Source organism: Roseovarius sp. (assembly GCF_018066915.1).
Lineage (GTDB): Bacteria > Pseudomonadota > Alphaproteobacteria > Rhodobacterales > Rhodobacteraceae > Roseovarius.
In genome coordinates, this window is sequence record NZ_JAGPVV010000071.1 from 1 (window position 1) to 21,195 (window position 21,195).

The following is a 21,195-nucleotide window of genomic DNA, read 5'->3' on the forward strand; positions in this document are numbered from 1 at the left end:
CTGAAGCTGCGGCCGTGCCTCGGCCCGCTCCGGCATCTCCGCCGCCAAAACCTCGGCCAGATCGCGCTGCGCCGCGCGCTCTGCCGCGTCTTGCAGCACGCAGGCGGCCATCTGCGCCGCCGTGGCGCGCGGCGGGGTGGCATGGCTGGCGCGGGTCTCGGCCCAGCGCGCCGCGATCCGGTCGCCATATTGCGCCAGCAGGGCCGCGTCCCAGATCAACCGGATCGTCAAGAGATCGGTGGTGATCGGCTCTGCCCGCCCTTCCATCTCGGCCTGCCACAGCCGCTGCCGCGCCAGTTGCGCCCATCCCCCAAGCCCCAGCAAAAGCTGGTGAAAATAGCTTTCCGCCGCCGCCGCCTTCAGCCCCAGGGCATCGCAGGCCAGCGACAGCGCCACCCTTGCCCGTCCCGGCTGTGTCGCCACATGCGTCGCGAACCCGGCCAGACCCGAGATTTCCGGCGTCAGATCCCGGCTGGCAAAGATCTGCCAGCTTTCATAGGCTCCGCGCCCCGCCGTCACCTGCCAGAGCGCTTGACCGGCGTCGAAATAGCCCGCCGCCCAGGCCCCGATGCGCGCCTCGATCAGGCCCGGCCAATCCACGCCCGACACCTCCTGCGCCAGATGCGCGAGTGTGGGCAAGGCCTCGGGCGCGGCCTCCTCTGCCTCTGCCGCAGCTTTCAACGCAGCCACCGTCGCAGGCGCGCCCACCGGGGCCTCTGCCAGCGCCGCCTTAAGGTCGGCGTCGGTGATCCGCCCATCCGCGATCCGCGCGCGATACCACGCATTCGGCATTGTCACCCGCATCCCGCCAATCCGCCCCAACAGCGCCGATACCTGCGCCAGACTCTGCCCCGTCTGGCCGAGGAAGGGATTGACCGCAACGGTCGCCTCCAGCGGCCAGAGCGGCGGAATAACGCGGCTCACCTTCTCCGACAGGGCAATCAGTTCCAGATGGGGGCCGGTAAACCCGGCATGGGTCTCGATCTTCATGATGCCGCTCCCTTGCGTGCCCGTGGCCGCGACCAGACCCGCAACAGACGGTCCTCGACGGCGTTGATGTAAAATCCATTGGTGATATGCACCCGCAGCCCCTGTGCCGCCGGATGATGCGCCCAGAGCGGCAGGGTCGATTGCGCCACTGCCACCGCGCCGAAACTGACCAGCGCCAAGAGGATCAGCGCCCATTCGAGCGGCCCCGCCGCAGGCGCCGGCGGCAACACGCCCGAGGTCAGCCATTCCGATCCCCGTTGCAGCGCCAGATAGGCCAGCGTCGCCAGCACCGACATCTGCGCCGTGCGCCGTGTGAGCGCGCGCGGCGCGGCATCCGCAAGGCCCTGCGCCAAGAGATAGGCCACCCCAAAGATCAGAATTGCGCCCAGCGCCACCGCTTGCGGTGATTTCGCGCCAAACCCGATGAGCGCGCCCGAGGCGAGGTAAACCAGCCCATAAATCGTGATCGCCAGACCAAAGGCGCGCGCCACAGACCGCAGGCCCGGCACCGCCACCGGCCCCGGCCGCCGCTGCGCCGCCACCCGCTCGACCGCGCCACCCGCCGACAGGAACGCATGCGCCTTGTAGAGCGAATGCGCCACGATATGCAGCAAGGCGAGCGGAAAGAGCGCCAGACCGCATTGCAGGATCATGAACCCCATCTGCGACACCGTCGACCACGCCAGCGAGACCTTGACCGTCGGTTGCGTCAGCATCACCACCCCGCCAAAGAGCGCGGTAAACCCGCCGATCCCCACCAGCACCGCCAGAACCAGCGGCGACAAGAGCATGACATCGGCAAAGCGGATCAAGAGAAACCCGCCGCCATTCACCACCCCCGCATGCAACAGCGCCGAAACCGGCGTCGGCGCTTCCATCACCTCGGTCAGCCAGCCATGACTCGGGAATTGCGCTGATTTCAGCAGCGCCGCCAGCGCCAAGAGCCCCGCCGCCGCCGCCGCCATTCCGCCGCCCTCACCCAGACGCGCGGCACTCAGGATACCCGCGATCTGCGTCGTGCCATAGGCGCCGACCAACAGCACCGCCGCCCCGATCAATGCCGCATCGCCCAACCGCGCGGTCACGAATTTCTTGTAGGCCGCGCGCTGCGCCCCGATCCGCTCGGGGTAAAACAGCAGCAGGCGGTGCAGACACAGGCTTGTGGCGATCCAGGCCCCCACGAACTGCACCACCGTGCCCGACAGCACGAGGACCTGCACCGCGGCCAGCGTCGCCAAAAGCCAGAAGGCAAACCGCCGCTGCCCCGGTTCACCCTCCAGATAGGTCCGCGCATAGCGCGCCACGACCCAGCCGATAAAGGCCACCAGCATCAGCATCACTGCGCTGACCACATCCACCCGCACCGCGATGACATGGCCCAGAACACCCGGCAGAGCCCCATCGCCCGCCCCTGCGCCGATCAGGATCACCGGCATCGCCAGTGCAACGCAGAGCGCCATCAGCGCCGCCGCCTCACCCCCTCCCGCAGCACGGCGCGGGGCGAGGTTGCCTTGAGAATGGATCACGACCGCCGCCGCAATCAGAACGACAGGCGCCAATAGGGGCAAGAGATGGATCAGCATGAAACCTCCGGGGGCAAAACTTGGGTTGCCCGGTGATAGCCAAGGCCGGACCATATTAAAAATTCATTGTTCCAAACAATTCATTCGTTTAAACAGAACGATATGTCCGAGATGAACTACAACCACCTGCGCTATTTCTGGGAGGTCGCCCGCGACGGCAATCTCACCCGCACGGCCGCACGGCTCAACCTTTCGCAATCCGCCCTCTCGGTGCAGATCCGCAAGCTTGAGGATCGTCTGGGCCAGCCCGTGTTCGAGCGTCGCAATCGCCAATTGCACCTGACCGAGGCGGGGCGCATCACGCTCGACTATGCCGAAACCATCTTTGGCGCGGGTCAGGAACTCATTGCCACGCTGCGCCAGACCGGCCATGCGCAACAGGTGCTGCGCGTTGGGGCGCTCGCCACGCTCTCGCGCAACTTCCAGATCGAATTCCTGCGCCCGCTCTTGGGCCAGCCCCAGATCGAACTTGTCCTGCGCTCCGGCACCTCTATCGAATTGCTCCAGGGGCTAGAGGCGCTCAGCCTTGATGTCGTGCTCACCAATCTGGCGCCCAGCGCCGATGCGCTGACCAGTTTCATCGTGCATCCCGTGGCCCAGCAACCCGTCAGCGTGATCGGCACCCCCGCCCGGATTGACGCGGCCGATAGCCTTGCCGCGCTGCTCAGCGCCAATCCGATCATCGTGCCCACGCTCGAGTCTCCGGTGCGCGCGGGCTTTGACGCGCTCTGCGCCCGCCTCTCGGTCCGCCCGGTGCTGGCCGCCGAGGTGGATGACATGGCGATGATGCGCCTCTTGGCGCGTGAGGATATCGGCCTTGCGGTGCTACCGCCCATCGTGGTCAAGAACGAACTGGAATCCGGCCTCCTGCAAGAGGCCGCCTATAGCGTGGGCCTCAGCGAGCATTTCCACGCCGTCACCGCCAAACGCAAATTCCCCAACCCCCTCCTCGCACAGCTCTTCGACCGGGTGCTTTGAGGGCGGGGCGGGGCCGTCGCATGGGCGTCTCCGGCCTGTCCATCACGGTGATGCTCGAGCATGAGAGCCACGAGATCGCCCGCCTGTAAGGCAGCGCCCATTGGGACAGCTAGAGCGCGAAAGCGATTAGTGCGGCTTTGGTTGATGGGGTGGGGGTGTTGAGGGGAGGTTATGTTTAGAGTTATAGAAATGTCTGACAGCGTGCGCAGTCATTGTGTTTTCATTTACAGATCAAAATGAGCTAATCGTGACGTTCTTCTCTCGCCGCAGAATACAGTCGATGATTTGCGAATTAAATGCGCATTTGACTGAAGAGAAGCGTAAGGACATCACTCAAAGACTGAATAGTAAAGACTCCGAGCAGTGCTTAGGCGCTGAAGCAGAGCTGGCCATTTTTTGGTGCCTCAGGAAGATAGACTTAGATGTAGACCCTTTTTGGTGGCGCGAGGGTAGAAGCCCCGATGGGTATGTTGAGGGTTTTCTACCGGGCCAACCAACTGCGATCGAAGTTACTGCATTTGCAGATGCTGCAATCTCGGGCGAGTCTCAGATGGATCACTGCTCCAATAAAATAGTAAAAATTGCGGATGAAGAACTACGCGGTGCGGGTCAATATCTCTACTTTCATTTTGCGGAGACACGCCATTATGATCGCGGTCGCAGTGTGCGCAGCATTGCTGCGCCGAAGGATTATGTTCCGTCGGAGGCGACAGTCAGGAAAATTCGAGATTGGATAAGATCAAGTCCCATACCAAAGGCGCGGATGAGGATTGAAGATAGTGGACTGATTGTGGAGTTAGAGAAACGAGACTCTAAGCAACTCAGGTATCACAACTATCACACATCGAGACCACCGCGGACATATTCGAATACAAGAAATCCTCTGTACCGGCGACTCTCCGACAAAGCAAAGCAGCTCGCTCTTGCGCCTGTAGGTGTCAGTCGCATCATTTTTTTGGTGGAAGCAGGGTCGCGTTTCTTAGCAGAATTGGGAGGCCGTCAGCATAATTACTTGGAAGGATACTCCAGACCACATCACATAATTCAGAAATTTATCGATGATAAGAAAGGTAAATTAGATGCAGTTGTTGTGCTTGTTCCGGTAGTAGAACAAAGCTTTGGTTCATTCGGGCAATTCCGACCTAAGCGTTATTGGAGCGCCCGAATCTTTTCTTCGGAAGACCGCAACCCAGCTTCGCTGACTGCTGCGGTTGATGGCATTACCGAGCAACTCCCGCCACCGAGGTTCAATGGATGCAACGCGCGTTCACTTGTGCGCCAGAAGGCCATGCAGCATGATGCACGCGGTTGGTACTTAGGAGCGAATTATACAATGTTTAACGATGAAATTACCTACAGAATGTCATCAAGAGCTTTCCAAGATTTTCTCGCTAACAGGATAAATGAATCCCAGTTCCGTCATTCAATTGGCTCAAGTGAGGATGAGCCAATCATCGCGGGCTTCCTTCAGCAAGGCTATACAATAAAAGACGCGATGTTTGAGCCCGGCGGGATTGATGAAGATGATGACCACATTGTATTGAAATTTGCAAAAGACCCGGCAGCGATGACTTTTAAATAAGCATACCTAGAGATGTAATTTTTCTATCACATAACAAAACCTTACATTCCCCCGGAATATGACATTCAGCGCCCAATTTGTTCTCCTGCCCCCACCCCAAACCCTTGCCCGCCCCCCGTAAAACCCCTAAAGCCAGCCCATGCTTGACGAGTCCGACGATATCCATCCGCTGTTTCACGGGGCGCCCAGCAGCACCGAATTCAAGAAGCTGCGCAAACGGATTGTCCGACACACCCGCGAGGCGATCGAGCAGTACGGCATGATCGCCCCCGGCGGCAAATGGCTCGTGTGTCTCTCGGGTGGCAAGGACAGCTATACCCTGCTGGCCGTGCTCTACGAACTCAAATGGCGCGGCCTCCTGCCGGTGGAGCTGCTCGCCTGCAACCTCGATCAGGGCCAGCCCGGTTTCCCGGCCACCGTCCTGCCCGAGTTTCTGCAACGCATGGGCGTGCCCCACCGGATCGAATACCAGGACACCTATTCCATCGTCATGGACAAGGTGCCGCAGGGGCGCACCTATTGCGCGCTCTGCTCGCGCCTGCGTCGGGGCAATCTCTACCGCATCGCCCGCGAAGAGGGCTGCACTGCGGTCGTGCTCGGCCATCACCGCGACGACATTCTCGAAACCTTTTTCATGAACCTCTTTCACGGCGGGCGCCTCGCCACCATGCCGCCCAAGCTGGTGAACGAAGAGGGGGATCTCTTCCTCTACCGCCCCCTCGCCCATGTCGCCGAAGAGGATTGCGAGCGGTTTGCCCGCGCCATGAACTATCCGATCATCCCTTGCGATCTCTGCGGATCACAGGACGGTCTGCAACGCCAGCAGGTCAAACAGATCCTCGACGGCTGGGAATCACGCAGCCCCGGTCGTCGTCAGGTCATGTTCCGCGCCCTGATGAACGCGCGGCCCTCACATCTTCTTGATCCCAAACTCTTCGATTTCATGGGCCTGACCACCGAATCGATAAAATCCGACGCAAATCCCGAAGGATTGCCCAAACTCCGTTAACCCCTGCCGCGCTAGGCTCAACGCCAGATTGCAGGGCTGGGGGCGATGGTCAGAACAGGACAAGAGCATGGTGCAGGGATCGCGGCGCGGCTGCGGGCGCGGCATTGGCCGCAATCGCTGGTGCTGATCGCGGCGGCGGGGCTGGCAACCCATTGGTTTGGCCTCGCGGCGCTGCTCTTGGCGTTGCCAGCGGCCCTGCTGGCGCTTGCCCTCTGGGAACGCCGCCACCCTCGGCCACTCACGGATGAGGCGGCGCGCGGCGCGGCGATGCACCGCGCCATCGCGCATGGCCTCAGCACTGCGCGACAAGGGGGCGCGCGCACCGCCTGCCTTCTCCTCCAGATCGACGATTTCGACACGCTGACGGATCGCCACGGCCTTGCTGCCGCTGACCGCGTGATCCTCCAGAGCCTTGAGCGTCTGGCGCGCACGCTGCGCCCTGCGGATCAGCTTTTCGATCTTGGCGCAGGCCGCCTCGGGGTGCTTCTGGCCTCGATGCCCGGCCTCACGCTCGGCCCGCTTCTGGCCCTTGCCGAGCGGCTGCGCACGGCCTTGGCCGAACCGATCCCGCTCGATGCCGCCACACACCATATCTCATCCTCCATAGGCCTCTGCCTTGATGCACAGGCCCCCGCGCGCACCGCCACCGCCCTCTATGACGCGAGCCTCGCCGCCCTGCACGAGGCCCGCCGCAACGGTCCCTCGGCCATCCGCGCCTATGGCCGGGGCATGGCGGCCCCCATGCCGCTGCCGCGCGCCCTCGCAGACGAAGTGTCCGAGGCGCTCGCAGAGGGGCGGCTCATCACGTGGTTCCAGCCGCAGATTTGCACCGACACCGGCCAGATCAGCGGGTTCGAGGCGCTCGCGCGCTGGCAACATCCCACCGCAGGCCTGATCGCCCCGGCGGAATTCCTGCCGCTCCTCGCCGCCTCGGGCCGGATGGAGGTGTTGGGCGATGCCATGCTCGCCAATGCGCTGCGCGCCCTGCAAACCTGGGATCACCTCAGCCTCGACATTCCTCGGGTCGGCCTCAACCTCTCGCCCGAAGAATTGCGCAATCCCACCCTGCCCGAGAAATTCGCGTGGGAACTGGATCGCTGCGACCTGCCCGCCCACCGGCTGGTGATCGAGGTGCTTGAAACCGTGGTCGCCACCTCTGCCGATGACGTCATAACCCGCAATATCGCGGCACTGGCGCGCATGGGCTGCCCGATCGACCTGGATGATTACGGCACCGGCCACGCCTCGATTGCCACCATCCGCCGCTTTGCCGTCCAGCGTCTCAAGATCGACCGCTCCTATGTCACGGCGATTGACCGCGACCCGGACCAACAGCGCATGGTGGGCGCGATCCTGTCGATGGCGGACCGTCTTGGCCTTGCCACCCTCGCCGAAGGGGTCGAGACAGCGGGCGAACATGCCATGCTGGCGCAACTGGGCTGCGCCCATGTGCAGGGCTTCGGGATCGCCCGCCCCATGCCGCTCGCGGCGACGCCGGACTGGATCGCGGCGCATCGCGCCAAACTTGGCCCCGTGCCCCGGATCGCCCGCGCCAAGGGCTGAACCCTGCGATGAATCCCCGCGCCGGGGGCGAAAATTCCCGGAATCCGCTTGACCTTTGCCGCCGCACTCTGTTGAACCGCCCCTGACACGCAACACAGGGATGGCCATCGGCGATGGATGATCAGAACAAGAACCTCATCTTGGCAACAGCACTCAGTTTCGTCGTGATTCTGGTGTGGTTCGTGATGTTCCCGCCACCCGAACCGGCCCCGGTCGATCCCAACGCCGCCGTGCCCACCGCGACCGAGAGCCTGCCCACCCCCACCGCCCAAGGCACCGCCGACGCGACCACCGCCACAACCGCGGCCCCCGCGGCAGAGCCGGACGCCCCGCGCCTCACCATCGACACGCCCAGCCTGCAAGGCACGATTTCGCTGCAGGGCGGACGGATCGACGACATCTTCCTCAAGAACTACCGCGAGACGATCGACCCCGCGTCAGAGATCGTGCGCCTGCTGGCCCCGGTGGGCAATGAAACGCCCTATTACGCGCTCTATGGCTGGGCCCCCGGTGCGGGCCTGACCCCCGATCAGGTGCCCGGCGCGAATACGCTCTGGCAGATCGAGAGCGGCGACAAGCTGACCACCACCACGCCCGTCACCCTCTCGTGGGACAATGGCGCGGGTCTCATCTTCCGCCGCGAACTCAGCGTGGACGAGGATTTCATGTTCTCCGTCCGCCAGTCGGTCGAAAACACCACCGCCACCGCCGTAAGCCTCGCGCCCTACGGCATCCTCGCCCGTCACGGACGCCCCGCCGACCTCAAGAACTTCTTCATCCTCCACGAGGGGCTGATCATGATGGCGGATGGCACCCTGTCGGAAATCGACTATGACGATGTCGAGGAATATCCGTTCAACGGGCGCGAAGGTGCCCCCGCCGAAGTCACCCAAGTGACCGAGAATGGCTGGATCGGCTTTACCGATCACTACTGGATGACCACCCTCATCCCCGCAGCGGGCAGCCCGTTCAAGGCGGTTGCCAAATTCGATCCGCAGCGCGGCATCTACCAGACCGAAACCGTGCAGCCGACCCGAACGGTCGAACCGGGCCAGACCGCCACCGCCGAAACCCGCCTCTTTGCCGGGGCCAAGGAATGGGCGACGATCCGGCATTACCAGAACGAACAAGGCGTTGACCGTTTCCTCGATTCCATCGACTGGGGCTGGTTTTTCTTCCTGACCAAACCGATCTTTGCAGCGCTGCACTGGTTCAACGCCCTGATCGGCAACATGGGCTGGGCCATCATCGCCCTCACCCTGCTGATCAAGGCGCTCGTGCTGCCCTTGGCCTATAAATCCTACGTCTCCATGGCCAAGATGAAGGAACTCCAGCCGCAGATGGAGAAGATCAAGGAGACCGCCGGCGACGACCGCCAGAAGCTCCAGAAAGAGATGATGGAGCTCTACAAGCGGGAAAAGGTCAATCCGGCAGCGGGCTGTCTGCCCATCCTCCTGCAAATCCCGATCTTCTTCTCGCTCTACAAGGTGATCTTCGTCACGCTCGAACTGCGCCACGCGCCTTGGGTGGGCTGGATCAAGGACCTTTCGGCCCCCGACACCTCGTCGCTCTTCAATCTCTGGGGCATCCTGCCCTGGGCGCCCCCCGAGCCGGGTTCGATCCTCGCGCTGATCTTCATCGGCATCCTGCCGCTCTGCCTCGGCATCTCGATGTGGCTGCAACAAAAGCTGAACCCGTCGCCCACCGATCCCACGCAAAAGATGATCTTTGCCTGGATGCCTTGGGTCTTCATGTTCATGCTGGGCAGCTTTGCCTCGGGTCTCGTGCTCTACTGGATCGCCAACAACATGATCACCTTCACCCAGCAATACGTGATCATGCGCACCCATGGCCATAAACCGGACGTGTTCGGCAACATCCTTTCCAGCTTCAAGCGCAAAAAGCCCGCGCCGGAACCCGCGCCAAAACCAACGACCAAGAAAAAATGACCCAAATTCGCGCCCTCTGGCGGCATCCCATCAAGAGCCACGGGCGCGAAGCGCTGACCTCCGTCACGCTCACCGCCGGGCAGGCCATGCCCGGCGACCGCCTCTGGGCCGTCGCCCTCGAAATCGCGCGGCTGACGGACGGCGAATGGGGCCCCTGCGTCAACTTCTCGCGCGGCTCCAAGACCGGCGCGATCATGGCGATCAACGCCCAATTCGATGCGGCGTCCGAGAGCGTCACCCTCACCCACCCCGACCGCCCCGATCTGACCTTTCGCCCCGATCACGACGGACAGGCGTTTCTCGATTGGGTGCGCCCGCTGATGCCGCCCGAGGGCACGCAGCCGATCCGCCTCTACCGCCTCGACGGGCGCGGCTTTACCGATACCGATTACCCTTCGGTGAGCCTGCTCAACCTCGCCTCAAACGCGGATCTTGCGGACAAGATGGGGGCCGATGTCTCGCCCCTGCGCTGGCGCTGCAATATCCACCTCGACGGGCTGGCCCCTTGGGCAGAGTTTGACCTTATCGGCAAAACGCTGCGCCTTGGCACCGCCGAGATGATCGTGCGCGAACCGATCCGCCGCTGCCTTGCCACCACCGCCAATCCGGCCACGGGCCTGCGCGACCTCGACACGCTGGCGGCGCTCAACAAGAACTGGGATCATCAGGATTTCGGCATCTACGCCGAGGTGATCACCGGCGGCACCATCGCCCTTGGCGACCAACTCGAGGTGCTGTGATGCAACTGCGCTTTCCCATCGCCGAAGACCCCGATCACGAAACCTCCGAACTGGGGCGCAAGCTCTTTGCCGGGCCTGTGGACTTCGTCAAAGGCGTCGTCGCCATGTCGGGCCTGCCCCCCGCCGACCGGCTCGAGGTGTGCTTTGCCGGGCGCTCCAACGTCGGGAAATCCAGCCTGATCAATGCCCTCACCGGGCGCAAGGCGCTGGCGCGCGCCTCCAACACGCCCGGCCGCACGCAGGAAATCAACTTTTTCGCACTGGGCGAGAGCCACTATCTCGTGGACCTTCCCGGCTATGGCTATGCCAACGCACCCCTCGCCGTGGTCCAGAAATGGCAGGCGCTCTTGAAGCAATACCTGTCGGGCCGCCAGACCCTGCGCCGCGCCTTTGTGCTCGTCGATGCCCGCCACGGGATCAAGACGGTGGACGAAGAGATCATGAGCCTCCTCGACGCCTCTGCCGTGACCTTTCAATGCGTGCTGACCAAAACGGACAAGATCAACGCCGCCGACCGCGAGCGTGTGCTGGACCAAGTGCGCGCCAAACTTGCGCCCCATCCGGCGGCCTTTCCCGAACTGATCCTCACCTCCAGCGAGAAATCAGAAGGTTTGGCCACCCTGCGCGCCACCATCGCCACGCTGGAATAGGGCGCGCACACGAGGGCATCGCGCCCCGGGGCCTCTCCCACCGCCCTCCAACCCCTCCAAAACAGACCGGCCCGCGAACCCCTCCTGATCCGCGAGCCGCTCCTCCCATTACCAGACGCGCCTTACCGGCCAGCGTCCAGCACATCCTCCACCGTGCGCAGCCCGGTGCGCGGCGCTTGCACCAGCACCGCCATATTGCCCGGCTTGTGCTCGTTGCGCAGCATCTTGACATGCGCTTGCGGAATCTCGTCCCACGGGAAAACCTCGGACATGCAGGGATCAAGCCGCCGCTCGACCATCAGCTTGTTGGCCGCCGCCGCCTGTTTGAGATGCGCGAAATGGCTTCCCTGCAACCGCTTCTGATGCATCCACATATAGCGCACGTCAAAGGTGCAGTTGAACCCGGATGTCCCGGCACAGATCACCACCATGCCGCCCTTCTTGCACACCAGCGACGAAACCGGGAATGTCGCCTCGCCCGGATGCTCGAACACCATATCAACGCTCACACCCTTGCCGGTGATCTCCCAGATCGCCTTGCCGAACTTGCGCGCCTCTTTCAGCCAGTCGTTGTATTCTTGCGAATTCACCTTGGGAAGCTGCCCCCAGCAATTGAAATCCTTGCGGTTGATGACGCCCTTCGCGCCCTGATCCAGCACGAATTGCCGCTTGCTCTCATCCGAAATGACGCCAATCGCGTTAGCCCCCGCCGTATTCGCCAACTGGATCGCATAAGAGCCCAGACCGCCCGACGCGCCCCACACCAGCACATTCTGACCGGGTTTGAGATCATGCGGCGCATGGCCGAACAGCATCCGATAGGCGGTGGCCAGCGTCAGTGTATAGCAGGCACTTTCCTCCCATGTCAGATGCTTGGGTCGCGGCATCAATTGCTGCGCCTGTACGCGGGTGAACTGCGCGAATGATCCGTCGCCGGTCTCATAGCCCCAGATGCGCTGCGTGGGCGAAAACATCGGATCGCCGCCGTTGCAATCCTCATCGTCGCCGTCGTCCTGATTACAGTGGATCACCACCTCATCGCCGACCTTCCAGCGCTTGACCTTGTCGCCCACCTTCCACACGATCCCCGAGGCATCGGACCCGGCAATGTGATAGTCCTGCCCATGCACGTCAAAGGGGCTGATTGGCTGGCCCAGACCGGCCCAGACACCGTTGTAATTGACGCCCGCCGCCATCACCAGAACCAGAACCTCCTGGCTGTCGATATCCCAGACATCGACCACCTCTTTCTGAAACGACACATCCGGCTCGCCATGCCGCTCGCGGCGAATGGCCCAAGCATACATCTTCTTGGGCACATAGCCCAAGGGCGGCATCTCACCGACCTCATAGAGGTCTTTTTCGGGGGCGTCGTAGGGCGCAATGCCCGTCTTGGTATCCAGGGCCATGGTCAACCTCCTGTCTCAGAATGCCGCGATGCAGAATCGTCTATCTTGACCCGGAATACAAACGGCCTCGCAATAATGCAATAGCATTTGGCAGTTTTTTGTAATTTTATAACCGAGCGGATGCAGAAAATCCGCTCATCCCCCGCTGCACCCGCGAAATAGATGGTCAATTGAGGTGGCATAATAGGCCACCACAGGCCGCTCCGCCTCGGTGATCACAAAGGCGCCCTGCCGTTCCTCGATCATCCCGCGCTTGCGCAGCACCTGTATCCCAAACCGCGCCGCATAGCCCAGATCCTTGCGCGGCAGATGCACATGCGCGCGCGGCACCTCTGCCAGCATCTCGGCCAGCGCCGCATCCAATCCCTCGCGCGTCAGCGGCCCCTCAGACCGGATCAGCGCCCGCGCGACCAAGGGCACCGGCAGCACCGGCACCTCGGCCCCGATCCGCGCCATCAGCGCCTGCGCCAGCCCCTCAACCCCCGCCGCCGGATAATCGCGCTCGAACTCCGCCAGCGACATCGGCGCGCCAAAACTCACCGCTGCATAGCCGTGCCGATGATACCGCCGCCGCAGCCGCAACCACACCTGTCGGAGCACAAAGCCCGCCACCACGGAAATCCGCGCCGGAAACCGCCGCCCGCCTGCTTGTCCTGCGGCCACCAACAGCCGATCCTCGAACACCCGGTCGTAATTGATCGCCACAGGCACAAAGACCACATCGCGCCCACCGGGGCGGCGCTCCTCTACAAGGTATTTCAACAAACCCAATTTGGGCGGCTGCAACCCGCCGCTCAGGCTCAGCCCGCCTTCGGGAAACATCGCCTGCGTCACGCCGCCATCCGTGGCCATCCCCACATAGCGCGCCAGCACCCGCCGATAGAGATCGCCGCGCGATTTGCGCCGGATGAAATAGGCCCCCATCGCCTTGATCAACCGGCTCAGCGGCCAGACCCGCGCCCATTCCCCCACCGCATAGCTCAGCGCCGACCGCTCCGCCGCGAGCCATGTCACCAGCACATAATCCATATTGCTGCGATGGTTCATCACAAAGACTACCGTCGCCTCACGGTCCACCGCCGCCAGCGCCGCCTCGTCGAAATGCCCCAACCGCACACGGTAGAGCGACCGGCTCAGCCATTTCGCAAGACGAATCGCAATTCCGAAATAGGCCGTGGCGGAAAAACTCGGGACAATCTCGCGCGCATAGCGCTTGGCCTGCTCAAAGGCCACGTTTTCGGGGATGCCCTCGGCCTGCGCATGCGCCGCAATCGCGCGGCTCACCTCGGGATCGTAGATCAACCGCTGGATCATGTCATAACGCCGCGCCAGCTTGAACGGCTCGATGGGCCGCTGCAACCGCGTATTCAGCCGCGCCACCGCCCGTTCCAACCTGCGCCGCAGAAACCACCGCACCGAGGGAAAGAGAAAATGACTGGCAAAGGTGACGGCCGCAAACCCCACCAGCAACACCAAAGCCCAGAGCGGCATCTCCACGGTCTGTCCCATGACGCCACCAAATCAGGGTTTTGGGCTTTGGTAAATGCCCCAGCCCTCCAAAAGCCGCCATCCTCCCCCGTCATCCTCGGGCATGACCCGAGGATCTCTCCCCTCTTCGCCCGTCATCCTCGGGCATGACCCGAGGATCTCCCACCTCAAGAGACCCTCGGATCAAATCCGAGGGTGACGCGGCAGGCAAAACACCCCGTATCATCCCCGCTAATACCGCCCAGCCCATATGCCGCATCGCAGCGAATTGACAGCGCAACCTTCTTGCCTATACCCTGCCTCGAAACGTAACAAAATTGCGCACCCTGATTCACGAGGCCCCGAATGTCGCAGCCGCAGAAAGACAAGCCTTGGTTGATCCGCACCTATGCGGGCCATTCCACCGCCGCGAAATCCAACGCGCTCTACCGCGCCAATCTCGCCAAGGGGCAAACCGGCCTGTCGGTGGCGTTCGATCTGCCCACCCAGACGGGCTATGACAGCGACCATATCCTCAGCAAAGGCGAGGTGGGCAAGGTCGGCGTGCCCATCTGCCACTTGGGCGACATGCGCACGCTCTTCGCGGATATCCCGCTCGACCAGATGAACACCTCGATGACGATCAACGCCACCGCCCCTTGGCTCTTGGCGCTCTATATCGCCGTGGCCGAGGAACAGGGCGCCGATGTGACCGCCCTGCAAGGCACGGTGCAAAACGATCTCATCAAGGAATATCTCAGCCGGGGCACCTATATCTGCCCACCGGCCCCTAGCCTCAAGATGATCGGTGACGTGGCCGAATACTGTTACACCCACGTTCCCAAATGGAACCCGATGAACGTCTGTTCCTACCACCTGCAAGAGGCGGGGGCCACGCCCGAGCAGGAACTTGCCTTTGCCCTTGCCACTGCCATCGCCGTGCTCGACGAATTGCGCCCCCGCGTGCCCGCTGCCGATTTCCCGGCGCTCGCCTCGCGGATTTCCTTCTTCGTCAACGCGGGCATCCGCTTTGTCACCGAAATGTGCAAGATGCGCGCCTTCGTCGATCTCTGGGATGAAATCCTCGAACAGCGCTACGGCATCGAAGACGCCAAATATCGCCGCTTCCGCTACGGCGTGCAGGTCAATTCCCTTGGCCTCACCGAACAGCAGCCCGAGAATAACGTCTACCGTATCCTGATCGAGATGCTGGCCGTGACCCTGTCGAAACGCGCCCGCGCGCGGGCGGTGCAGCTTCCGGCTTGGAACGAGGCGTTGGGCCTGCCGCGCCCGTGGGATCAGCAATGGTCGATGCGCATGCAACAGATCCTCGCCTATGAAACCGACCTCTTGGAATTCGATGACCTCTTCGATGGCAACCCCGCCGTCGATGCCAAGGTCGCGGCGCTCAAGGACGGCGCGCGGCACGAACTGGCCAATCTCGATTCCATGGGCGGCGCGGTGTCTGCCATCGCCTATATGAAATCCCGCCTTGTCGAGTCGAACGCCGACCGCCTTGGCCGGATCGAGCGGAACGAGACCATCGTCGTCGGCGTCAACCGCTGGCAGGCGGGCGAACCCTCGCCGCTGCAAACCGAGGATGGCGGCATCATGACCGTCGATCCCGCGGTCGAGGCCGAACAGATCGCCCGCCTCAAGGACTGGCGTGCCACCCGCGACGAGGCCGCTGTCAAATCCACCCTTGCCGCCCTGCGCGCCGCCGCCTCTGAGGGGCGCAACGTGATGGAGCCCTCCATCGCTTGCGCGCGCGCCGGTGTCACCACCGGCGAATGGGCCGCGCAGATGCGCGCGGTCTTTGGCGAATATCGCGGGCCCACCGGTGTGTCTGCCAGCCCCTCGAACCGGACCGAAGGTCTGGATCACATCCGCGATGCCGTCAACGCGGTCTCGGACCGGCTTGGACGCCGCCTCAAATTCCTTGTCGGAAAGCCGGGGCTGGACGGCCATTCCAACGGGGCCGAACAGATCGCCTGCCGCGCCCGTGATTGCGGCATGGACATCGGCTATGAGGGCATCCGCCTCACCCCCGAACAGATCGTGAATGCCGCGCTCGAGGATCGCGCCCATGTCGTCGGCCTCTCGATCCTCTCGGGCAGCCACATGCCGCTGGTCGAGGATCTGATGGGCCGCATGCGCGCGGCTGGCCTTGGCGACGTGCCAGTGATCGTCGGCGGCATCATCCCCGAGGATGACGCCCGCCGCCTGCGCGAAATGGGCGTGGCGCGAGTCTATACCCCCAAGGATTTCGAGCTGAACACCATCATGATGGATATCGTCACCTTGGTCGATCCGCAGGCCGTGGCGGCGGAATGACCGCGGCCCTCACCATCCGCCCGATAGAATCCGCCGATCGCCCCGCTTGGGGCGACCTCTGGCGCGCCTATCTCGATTTCTACGAAACCACCCTGCCGGAAACGGTCTATGACACCACCTTTGCCCGGCTTCTCTCGCCCGACCATCCCGACCAGAACGGGCTGATCGCGCTCCTTGATGGCCGCGCCGTGGGTCTCGTGCATTTCATCTACCACGCCCACAACTGGCGCGTGGAACAGGTCTGCTACCTTCAGGATCTCTATGCCGCCCCCGAGGCGCGGGGCCTTGGCGTGGGCCGCGCCTTGATCGAGGCGGTCTATGCCCGCGCCGATGCCGACGGGCGCCCGGCGGTCTACTGGATGACGCAAGAGTTCAACACCACCGCGCGCCAGCTTTACGATCGCATCGCCACTGTGACCCCATTCATCAAGTATAACCGATAACAGCAGACGCGCACCCGCACCCCAACCTTTCAGTGGCGTCGTGCGGGGCATCTCGCCTATGCTCGGATGACGTGCCTTCCGTTTCATCCCCATAGGCCCGCCATGACCGACCCGGCTAAATACCGCCGCCAGATCGAGATCCTCCGACACGCGGACGCCACGTCCGTGACCGAGATTCTCACGCGCCACGCCATCGTCGCCGGGGCGGCGCTCCTTCTGTGGATCAGCACGGCGCAACCCCTCATGCTGCTCTGGGGCTTTGGCTATATCCTGCTCAACGGGGCCTATATCTTCATCCTGCGCGCGCCCAATCTGCCCAAGGGGCGCGGGGCCTATGGCGCGCTCTTTCTCGCCAGCATGATCATTTCCACCTGGTATGCCGGAATGACCGTCTATCTCACGACCCTTGATAGCCGGGCCTATGAATTCATCGGCATTTGCGGGCTGATCGGCCTTGGCCTCTACAATCTCAGCCGCCACACCGATCTGACCTTTCTGGCGCTCTGGGATACGCTCTTGCTCACGCTCTGTGTCATGGGCATCGTTCTGGCCTTTGTCACCAAGACCGAGACCCAGAGTCATCAGATCGCCATCGTTTTTGCCGGGTTCGGCATCAATGCCTATTACATGATGACGTATCTCTCGATGATGCGCACCCGCGCCACCCTGCGCAGCGCCCAAGAGGCCGAGGTGCAATCGCAAAAGATGCGCGCGGTCGGTCAACTGACCAGCGGCATCGCCCATGACTTCAACAACATCCTGACCGTGATCCGCGGCAATCTCGATCTGGCCTCGGAATTGCCCGATCCGGCAGAGCGTGAAACCATGCTGGACGAGGCCCGCACCGGATGCGACCGCGCCGCCCATCTGGTGCGGCAACTGCTGGCCTTCTCGCGCAAATCCCAGATGATGCGCAGCGATATCGCCCTCGCCCCCTTTCTCGAAGCCTTCGCGCTCTCGCTGCGCCGCCTGCTGCCGGAATCCGTGCGCGTTGTCCTCTCCGGCACCCTGCCCGATCTTACCCTGCGCGCGGACCGTCAATTGCTGGAAACGGCCCTCTTGAATTGCGCCATCAACGCCCGCGATGCCATGCATCCCGAGGGGGGCGTTCTGCGCCTCTCGGTCCATGCCGATCCCGGCGCGCACGAGGTGGCGATCCTGATCGAGGATACCGGCCCCGGCGTGCCGCCCGCCATGATCGACCGCATCACAGAACCTTTCTTTACCACCAAGCAAGTGGGCGAAGGCTCGGGCCTCGGACTGTCGATGGTCAAGGGCTTTGCCGAACAGTCAGGCGGTCGGCTCGAGCTGCGCAACCGGCCCTCTCGCGGCCTCCAAGTGGCGCTAATCCTGCCGCTGGTCTGAGGCAGGGCCATGCCCCCAGAGATGCCCGCCCCGGACCTGATCCAGGGCCCCTCTCGATACCGATTGGCACGAGGCCCCTCAAATGCCGCGCGACCTTACAAAATCCCCTTACAAACCTTACAGAACTTACACGCAAAGCCTGCCCAATTCAAAAGGGCCGTCCCAACTGGGAACGGCCCTCTAGAAGTCGCGGAGGTGGGCCGGTTAGGCGCACCAATTCAGGTCGATTTCACCTCGGGGCTGCCCTAGGCGATACCCTCCCGAACTGTTCCGACACCTCGCTCCAATCCCTCTATAGACACTGGACCACCTCCTTTCGCTTGTTGAACTTATCCACAGGTTGCCACAGATTTTGCGCTTGTCAAAACAAAATCATGTGGTGCCCGCAAAAAATTCCGCAGCATGCTGATTTATTCAGCCTGCAACACCGCCACGCATTGCCCCGGCAAATCGGCCATGGTCAACTCGCGCTTGGGCTTTGGCGCGGGCGCATTGGGGTCAGGCGGCGGCGGGTTCAGGATATTGCGCACCCACTCATCCGCATCGGCACAGCCATCCCCCGGCGGCACCGCCTCTTGCGGCACGCAACCCGTTGCTCCGTTTGGACAATTCAGCCTGACATGGAAATGGTAGTGATGCCCGTACCACGGCCGCACCTTGCGCAACCACTCCCGATCACCGCCCTGTTCATCCTTGCACATCTGCGCCTTGGCTCCGGCAAAAATGAAAATCCGAGCTGTGCGCGGGTCCTTGGCGGCGGCCTTTACGATCTCGTGATGGGCGCGGGTCCATTGGCTGTTGGTATAGGCACCATTCGCCTTCTGCATTGAAATAGAAGAGATATTTTCCCTCTGCGTCACGCTCAGGTTGAGATTGTCCGCCGGTCTCAGCCATATATCGGCATCCAATCCCATCTGGTGACTGGCATGGCCTGTCAGCATCGGACCGCCGCGCGGCTGGCTGATATCCCCGACATAAAGGCCGCTCCACCCCGGCTGCTGCGCCGCGACGCGCGACAATTTCTGAACCAGATCAATGGTTTCCGGGTGCCCCCAGTTGCGATTGCGGCTCAGGCGCATGGCCTGCCATGTGGGTCCGCTCTCGGGCAGAGCGACACCGCCCGCCAGACAACCCTTGGCATAGCTGCCATAGGCCGCCGGGCTATGCTCTGACGCGCGCGCCTCAGCACCAAAAAGTTGTTTGGCTTGAACACCTTGCATTGCAGCGGGGATGCTTTGGCTGGACAAAACGCCCGTTGCCTCAGGCTCCGGTTTGGATTGCATACAGCCCGCAAGCCCGAGCAAAAGCGCACTTATGACGACGATCCGACCCATGTTTCCCTGTCCCCTTCCGCCTTGACCCAGCGTAGCAGAACAAGGCCGATCACAAAAAGCAAAATCACCGGTGAAACCCCGATGCGCGCCGACCCGCTCAGCGTGGTCACAAGGCCGATGAGCGCCGGTGCCATGAACGCCGTCGCCCGCCCCGACAGGCCATAAAGTCCAAAGTTTTCAGTGGGTAAGGCCGGATCAGTGTGCCGCACCATCAGCGACCGGCTGGCCGATTGCAACACCCCGCCAAAGCCACCGATGAGCACACCACACCCGAAAAAGATGATATCCGGCAGCGTGGACCCCTCCGCCAGCGGCACCCCGAAAATCTGGCTCCGGTCCATGCCCACCACGATCACGCAGACCCCCATCAGCGCCCAAATGGCCATTTTGATCACCGGCTTGGGGCCAAACCGCCGATCCGCCTTGCCGCCAATCCAGCTAAACACAGCCCCGGCAATCGCCCCGATGATTCCGAAAATGCCCACAGAGGTGATCGACCAGTTCAACACGAGGATCGCGTAGGTGCCGCCAAAACCATAGAGCCCGTTGAGAGCATCGCGGTAGAACATCGACGACCCAAGATAGGAGCTTAGGCTCAGCCTGTGGCGCAAACTCTTGATAGTATTCATCAATGTTCCAAGTGCGATCACCACACCACCGCCATGCCCCCTTGGCCCCGTGTCCCGCACCCAGAGGAAATAGGGCACCATAAAAACCACGAACCAGAGCGCCGTAAACGGCCCCACCGCCCGCGTCCCCTCGCGCAGCGTCGCATCAAGCCCAAGGATCGGATCAAGCCCGATCAATGTCTTGCCGCTCGATTGCTCGACCAAGAGCGCCAGCACGATCATCAGCGAGAGAACCCCCCCGAGATAGCCAAAGGCAAACCCGGACCCCGAGATGTCCCCCACCTCCTCCGGCTTGCCGAGAGAGGGCAGTTGCGAATTGATGAAAATCAGCGCGTATTCCGCGCCTATAAATCCGAACCCAAAGGCGATCAGCCCCCACCAGAGGTTCGAGCCATCCGGCAACATGCCCCAGATTGCCGTGGCACCAACTACGTAAATCATTGAAAATACAATGATCCATGGCAACCGCCGCCCCGTGGTATCGGCAAAGGCCCCCATGATCGGTGCCCCCAACCCGATGATCAATCCCGTCACCGTCAGGCACCAAGACCACATCGCCTGCGCTTGCGCATCCGCCGCCTCTTCGGTCAGGCCGCTGCCCATGAAATACTCGGACGCGACCGCGGCGAAATAGGGTCCAAAGACAAAGGTCACGAGCAGCGTGTGATAGGGCTGACTGGCCCAGTCAAAGAAATACCAGCCCCAGATCCGCTTGCGCCGCGATATGCCTGCCATGCCCCAACCCCTTTGGTTTCAAAGGGATATGACAACCGTTGCGCCGTTTGCGCAAGCTATTCCTGAGTATCCTGCATGGGCGGCCAGGGGCGTGTGGCATCCGCTGCGATCCACGCGGCGGCCCAATCGGGCAAGGCGGGCGCGCTCATGTCCTGTCCTATTTCAGCCACCACGCGATCCGGCGCGATGATCCCGTCGCGCCCCGTGATGGCGGAACGCAGCAGGATGTGATTGGCGCATTCACCCGACGCCTTCCACATGGATTGCTCGACATAGACGAATTTATCATCCCAGGACAGCAGCCGAGACCGCATCTCGATCCGCTCGAACATGGTGATCCGGCGGCGATAGCGCACACTCGCCCCGGCAATCGCCAAACCCCAGCGATTGCGCTTGAGCGCCCCAATCAGCCCCACACGCCCCGCCAGTGGTATC

The 21,195-nt window shown here is 62.6% G+C and carries 16 protein-coding genes and 1 pseudogene; 10 read left to right on the plus strand and 7 right to left on the minus strand.

What is annotated here, in order from left to right:
- Window positions 1–990, minus strand: a 990-nt coding sequence (locus tag KBT70_RS04390) for a putative inorganic carbon transporter subunit DabA (protein ID WP_296629256.1), incomplete at its 3' end; no start/stop codon positions are given.
- Window positions 987–2,573, minus strand: coding sequence for an NADH-quinone oxidoreductase subunit L (locus KBT70_RS04395; RefSeq protein WP_296629257.1), 1,587 nt, complete (start codon window positions 2,571–2,573; stop codon window positions 987–989). The genes KBT70_RS04395 and KBT70_RS04390, both read right to left, overlap by 4 nt.
- Window positions 2,574–2,675: 102 nt before the next feature.
- Here KBT70_RS04395 and KBT70_RS04400 point away from each other — a divergent pair, with 102 nt between their 5' ends.
- The 7 genes from KBT70_RS04400 to yihA all read left to right on the plus strand — a co-directional run bounded on the left by KBT70_RS04400 (window position 2,676) and on the right by yihA (window position 11,044).
- The gene (locus KBT70_RS04400) at window positions 2,676–3,551 is read left to right on the plus strand and encodes a LysR family transcriptional regulator (RefSeq protein WP_296629259.1); all 876 of its coding nucleotides are present in this window, start codon (window positions 2,676–2,678) and stop codon (window positions 3,549–3,551) included.
- A 247-nt stretch (window positions 3,552–3,798) separates the two neighbouring features.
- Complete coding sequence (locus KBT70_RS04405; protein ID WP_296629262.1) at window positions 3,799–5,133, plus strand: hypothetical protein; 1,335 nt, start codon at window positions 3,799–3,801, stop codon at window positions 5,131–5,133.
- A gap of 139 nt (window positions 5,134–5,272) precedes the next feature.
- Window positions 5,273–6,142, plus strand: a complete 870-nt coding sequence (gene ttcA / locus KBT70_RS04410) for a tRNA 2-thiocytidine(32) synthetase TtcA (protein WP_296629265.1) — start codon at window positions 5,273–5,275, stop codon at window positions 6,140–6,142.
- A gap of 45 nt (window positions 6,143–6,187) precedes the next feature.
- The gene (locus KBT70_RS04415) at window positions 6,188–7,705 is read left to right on the plus strand and encodes a GGDEF domain-containing phosphodiesterase (protein WP_296629267.1); all 1,518 of its coding nucleotides are present in this window, start codon (window positions 6,188–6,190) and stop codon (window positions 7,703–7,705) included.
- Between the two features lie 113 nt (window positions 7,706–7,818).
- A complete protein-coding gene (gene yidC / locus KBT70_RS04420) occupies window positions 7,819–9,654 on the plus strand; it encodes a membrane protein insertase YidC (protein ID WP_296629268.1) in 1,836 nt (611 codons plus the stop codon).
- Window positions 9,651–10,394, plus strand: a complete 744-nt coding sequence (locus tag KBT70_RS04425; RefSeq protein ID WP_296629271.1) for an MOSC domain-containing protein — start codon at window positions 9,651–9,653, stop codon at window positions 10,392–10,394. The genes yidC and KBT70_RS04425 overlap by 4 nt, the downstream gene beginning before the upstream one ends.
- Entirely contained in the window at window positions 10,394–11,044 is a 651-nt protein-coding gene (gene yihA / locus KBT70_RS04430) for a ribosome biogenesis GTP-binding protein YihA/YsxC (RefSeq protein WP_296629274.1), read from the plus strand. Before KBT70_RS04425 ends, yihA begins: the two co-directional genes overlap by 1 nt.
- Window positions 11,045–11,166: 122 nt before the next feature.
- Here yihA and ccrA read toward each other — a convergent pair whose 3' ends face one another.
- Together ccrA and KBT70_RS04440 are read right to left on the minus strand one after the other, a co-directional pair.
- Window positions 11,167–12,453: a crotonyl-CoA carboxylase/reductase gene (gene ccrA / locus KBT70_RS04435; protein ID WP_296629276.1), complete on the minus strand. Its 1,287-nt coding sequence runs from the start codon at window positions 12,451–12,453 to the stop codon at window positions 11,167–11,169.
- A gap of 135 nt (window positions 12,454–12,588) precedes the next feature.
- A complete protein-coding gene (locus KBT70_RS04440) occupies window positions 12,589–13,962 on the minus strand; it encodes a 1-acyl-sn-glycerol-3-phosphate acyltransferase (RefSeq protein ID WP_296629278.1) in 1,374 nt (457 codons plus the stop codon).
- A gap of 321 nt (window positions 13,963–14,283) precedes the next feature.
- On the opposite strand from KBT70_RS04440, the pseudogene KBT70_RS04445 reads away from it, so the two are divergent.
- The 3 genes and pseudogenes from KBT70_RS04445 to KBT70_RS04455 form a co-directional block, all read left to right on the plus strand.
- Window positions 14,284–16,254: pseudogene (locus KBT70_RS04445) on the plus strand (protein meaA); the annotation flags it as partial.
- Window positions 16,251–16,697, plus strand: coding sequence for a GNAT family N-acetyltransferase (locus tag KBT70_RS04450; RefSeq protein WP_296629281.1), 447 nt, complete (start codon window positions 16,251–16,253; stop codon window positions 16,695–16,697). The pseudogene KBT70_RS04445 and the gene KBT70_RS04450, both read left to right, overlap by 4 nt.
- Before the next feature lie 102 nt (window positions 16,698–16,799).
- Window positions 16,800–18,062 carry an ATP-binding protein gene (locus KBT70_RS04455; protein WP_296629284.1) on the plus strand — a complete coding sequence of 421 codons (1,263 nt, stop codon included), beginning with the start codon at window positions 16,800–16,802 and terminating at the stop codon, window positions 18,060–18,062.
- Between the two features lie 410 nt (window positions 18,063–18,472).
- Here the strand turns inward: KBT70_RS04455 and mepA are convergent, their stop codons facing one another.
- From mepA to KBT70_RS04470, 3 genes are all read right to left on the minus strand, one after another.
- Window positions 18,473–19,396, minus strand: a complete 924-nt coding sequence (gene mepA / locus KBT70_RS04460) for a penicillin-insensitive murein endopeptidase (protein ID WP_296629288.1) — start codon at window positions 19,394–19,396, stop codon at window positions 18,473–18,475.
- Window positions 19,375–20,760 (minus strand): MFS transporter, encoded by a 1,386-nt coding sequence (locus tag KBT70_RS04465; protein ID WP_296629290.1) that lies wholly within the window; start codon window positions 20,758–20,760, stop codon window positions 19,375–19,377. Before KBT70_RS04465 ends, mepA begins: the two co-directional genes overlap by 22 nt.
- A gap of 56 nt (window positions 20,761–20,816) precedes the next feature.
- On the minus strand, window positions 20,817–21,195 hold a 379-nt coding region (locus KBT70_RS04470; protein WP_296629293.1), incomplete at its 5' end, for an acyl-CoA thioesterase.

Coding starts and splice junctions, on each gene's coding strand:
- KBT70_RS04395 (WP_296629257.1), bottom strand. CDS start 2,573: ATGCTGATCCATCTCTTGCCCCTATTGGCGCCTGTCGTTCTGATTGCG.
- KBT70_RS04400 (WP_296629259.1), top strand. CDS start 2,676: ATGTCCGAGATGAACTACAACCACCTGCGCTATTTCTGGGAGGTCGCC.
- ttcA (WP_296629265.1), top strand. CDS start 5,273: ATGCTTGACGAGTCCGACGATATCCATCCGCTGTTTCACGGGGCGCCC.
- KBT70_RS04415 (WP_296629267.1), top strand. CDS start 6,188: ATGGTCAGAACAGGACAAGAGCATGGTGCAGGGATCGCGGCGCGGCTG.
- yidC (WP_296629268.1), top strand. CDS start 7,819: ATGGATGATCAGAACAAGAACCTCATCTTGGCAACAGCACTCAGTTTC.
- KBT70_RS04425 (WP_296629271.1), top strand. CDS start 9,651: ATGACCCAAATTCGCGCCCTCTGGCGGCATCCCATCAAGAGCCACGGG.
- yihA (WP_296629274.1), top strand. CDS start 10,394: ATGCAACTGCGCTTTCCCATCGCCGAAGACCCCGATCACGAAACCTCC.
- ccrA (WP_296629276.1), bottom strand. CDS start 12,453: ATGGCCCTGGATACCAAGACGGGCATTGCGCCCTACGACGCCCCCGAA.
- KBT70_RS04440 (WP_296629278.1), bottom strand. CDS start 13,962: ATGGGACAGACCGTGGAGATGCCGCTCTGGGCTTTGGTGTTGCTGGTG.
- KBT70_RS04450 (WP_296629281.1), top strand. CDS start 16,251: ATGACCGCGGCCCTCACCATCCGCCCGATAGAATCCGCCGATCGCCCC.
- KBT70_RS04455 (WP_296629284.1), top strand. CDS start 16,800: ATGACCGACCCGGCTAAATACCGCCGCCAGATCGAGATCCTCCGACAC.
- mepA (WP_296629288.1), bottom strand. CDS start 19,396: ATGGGTCGGATCGTCGTCATAAGTGCGCTTTTGCTCGGGCTTGCGGGC.
- KBT70_RS04465 (WP_296629290.1), bottom strand. CDS start 20,760: ATGGCAGGCATATCGCGGCGCAAGCGGATCTGGGGCTGGTATTTCTTT.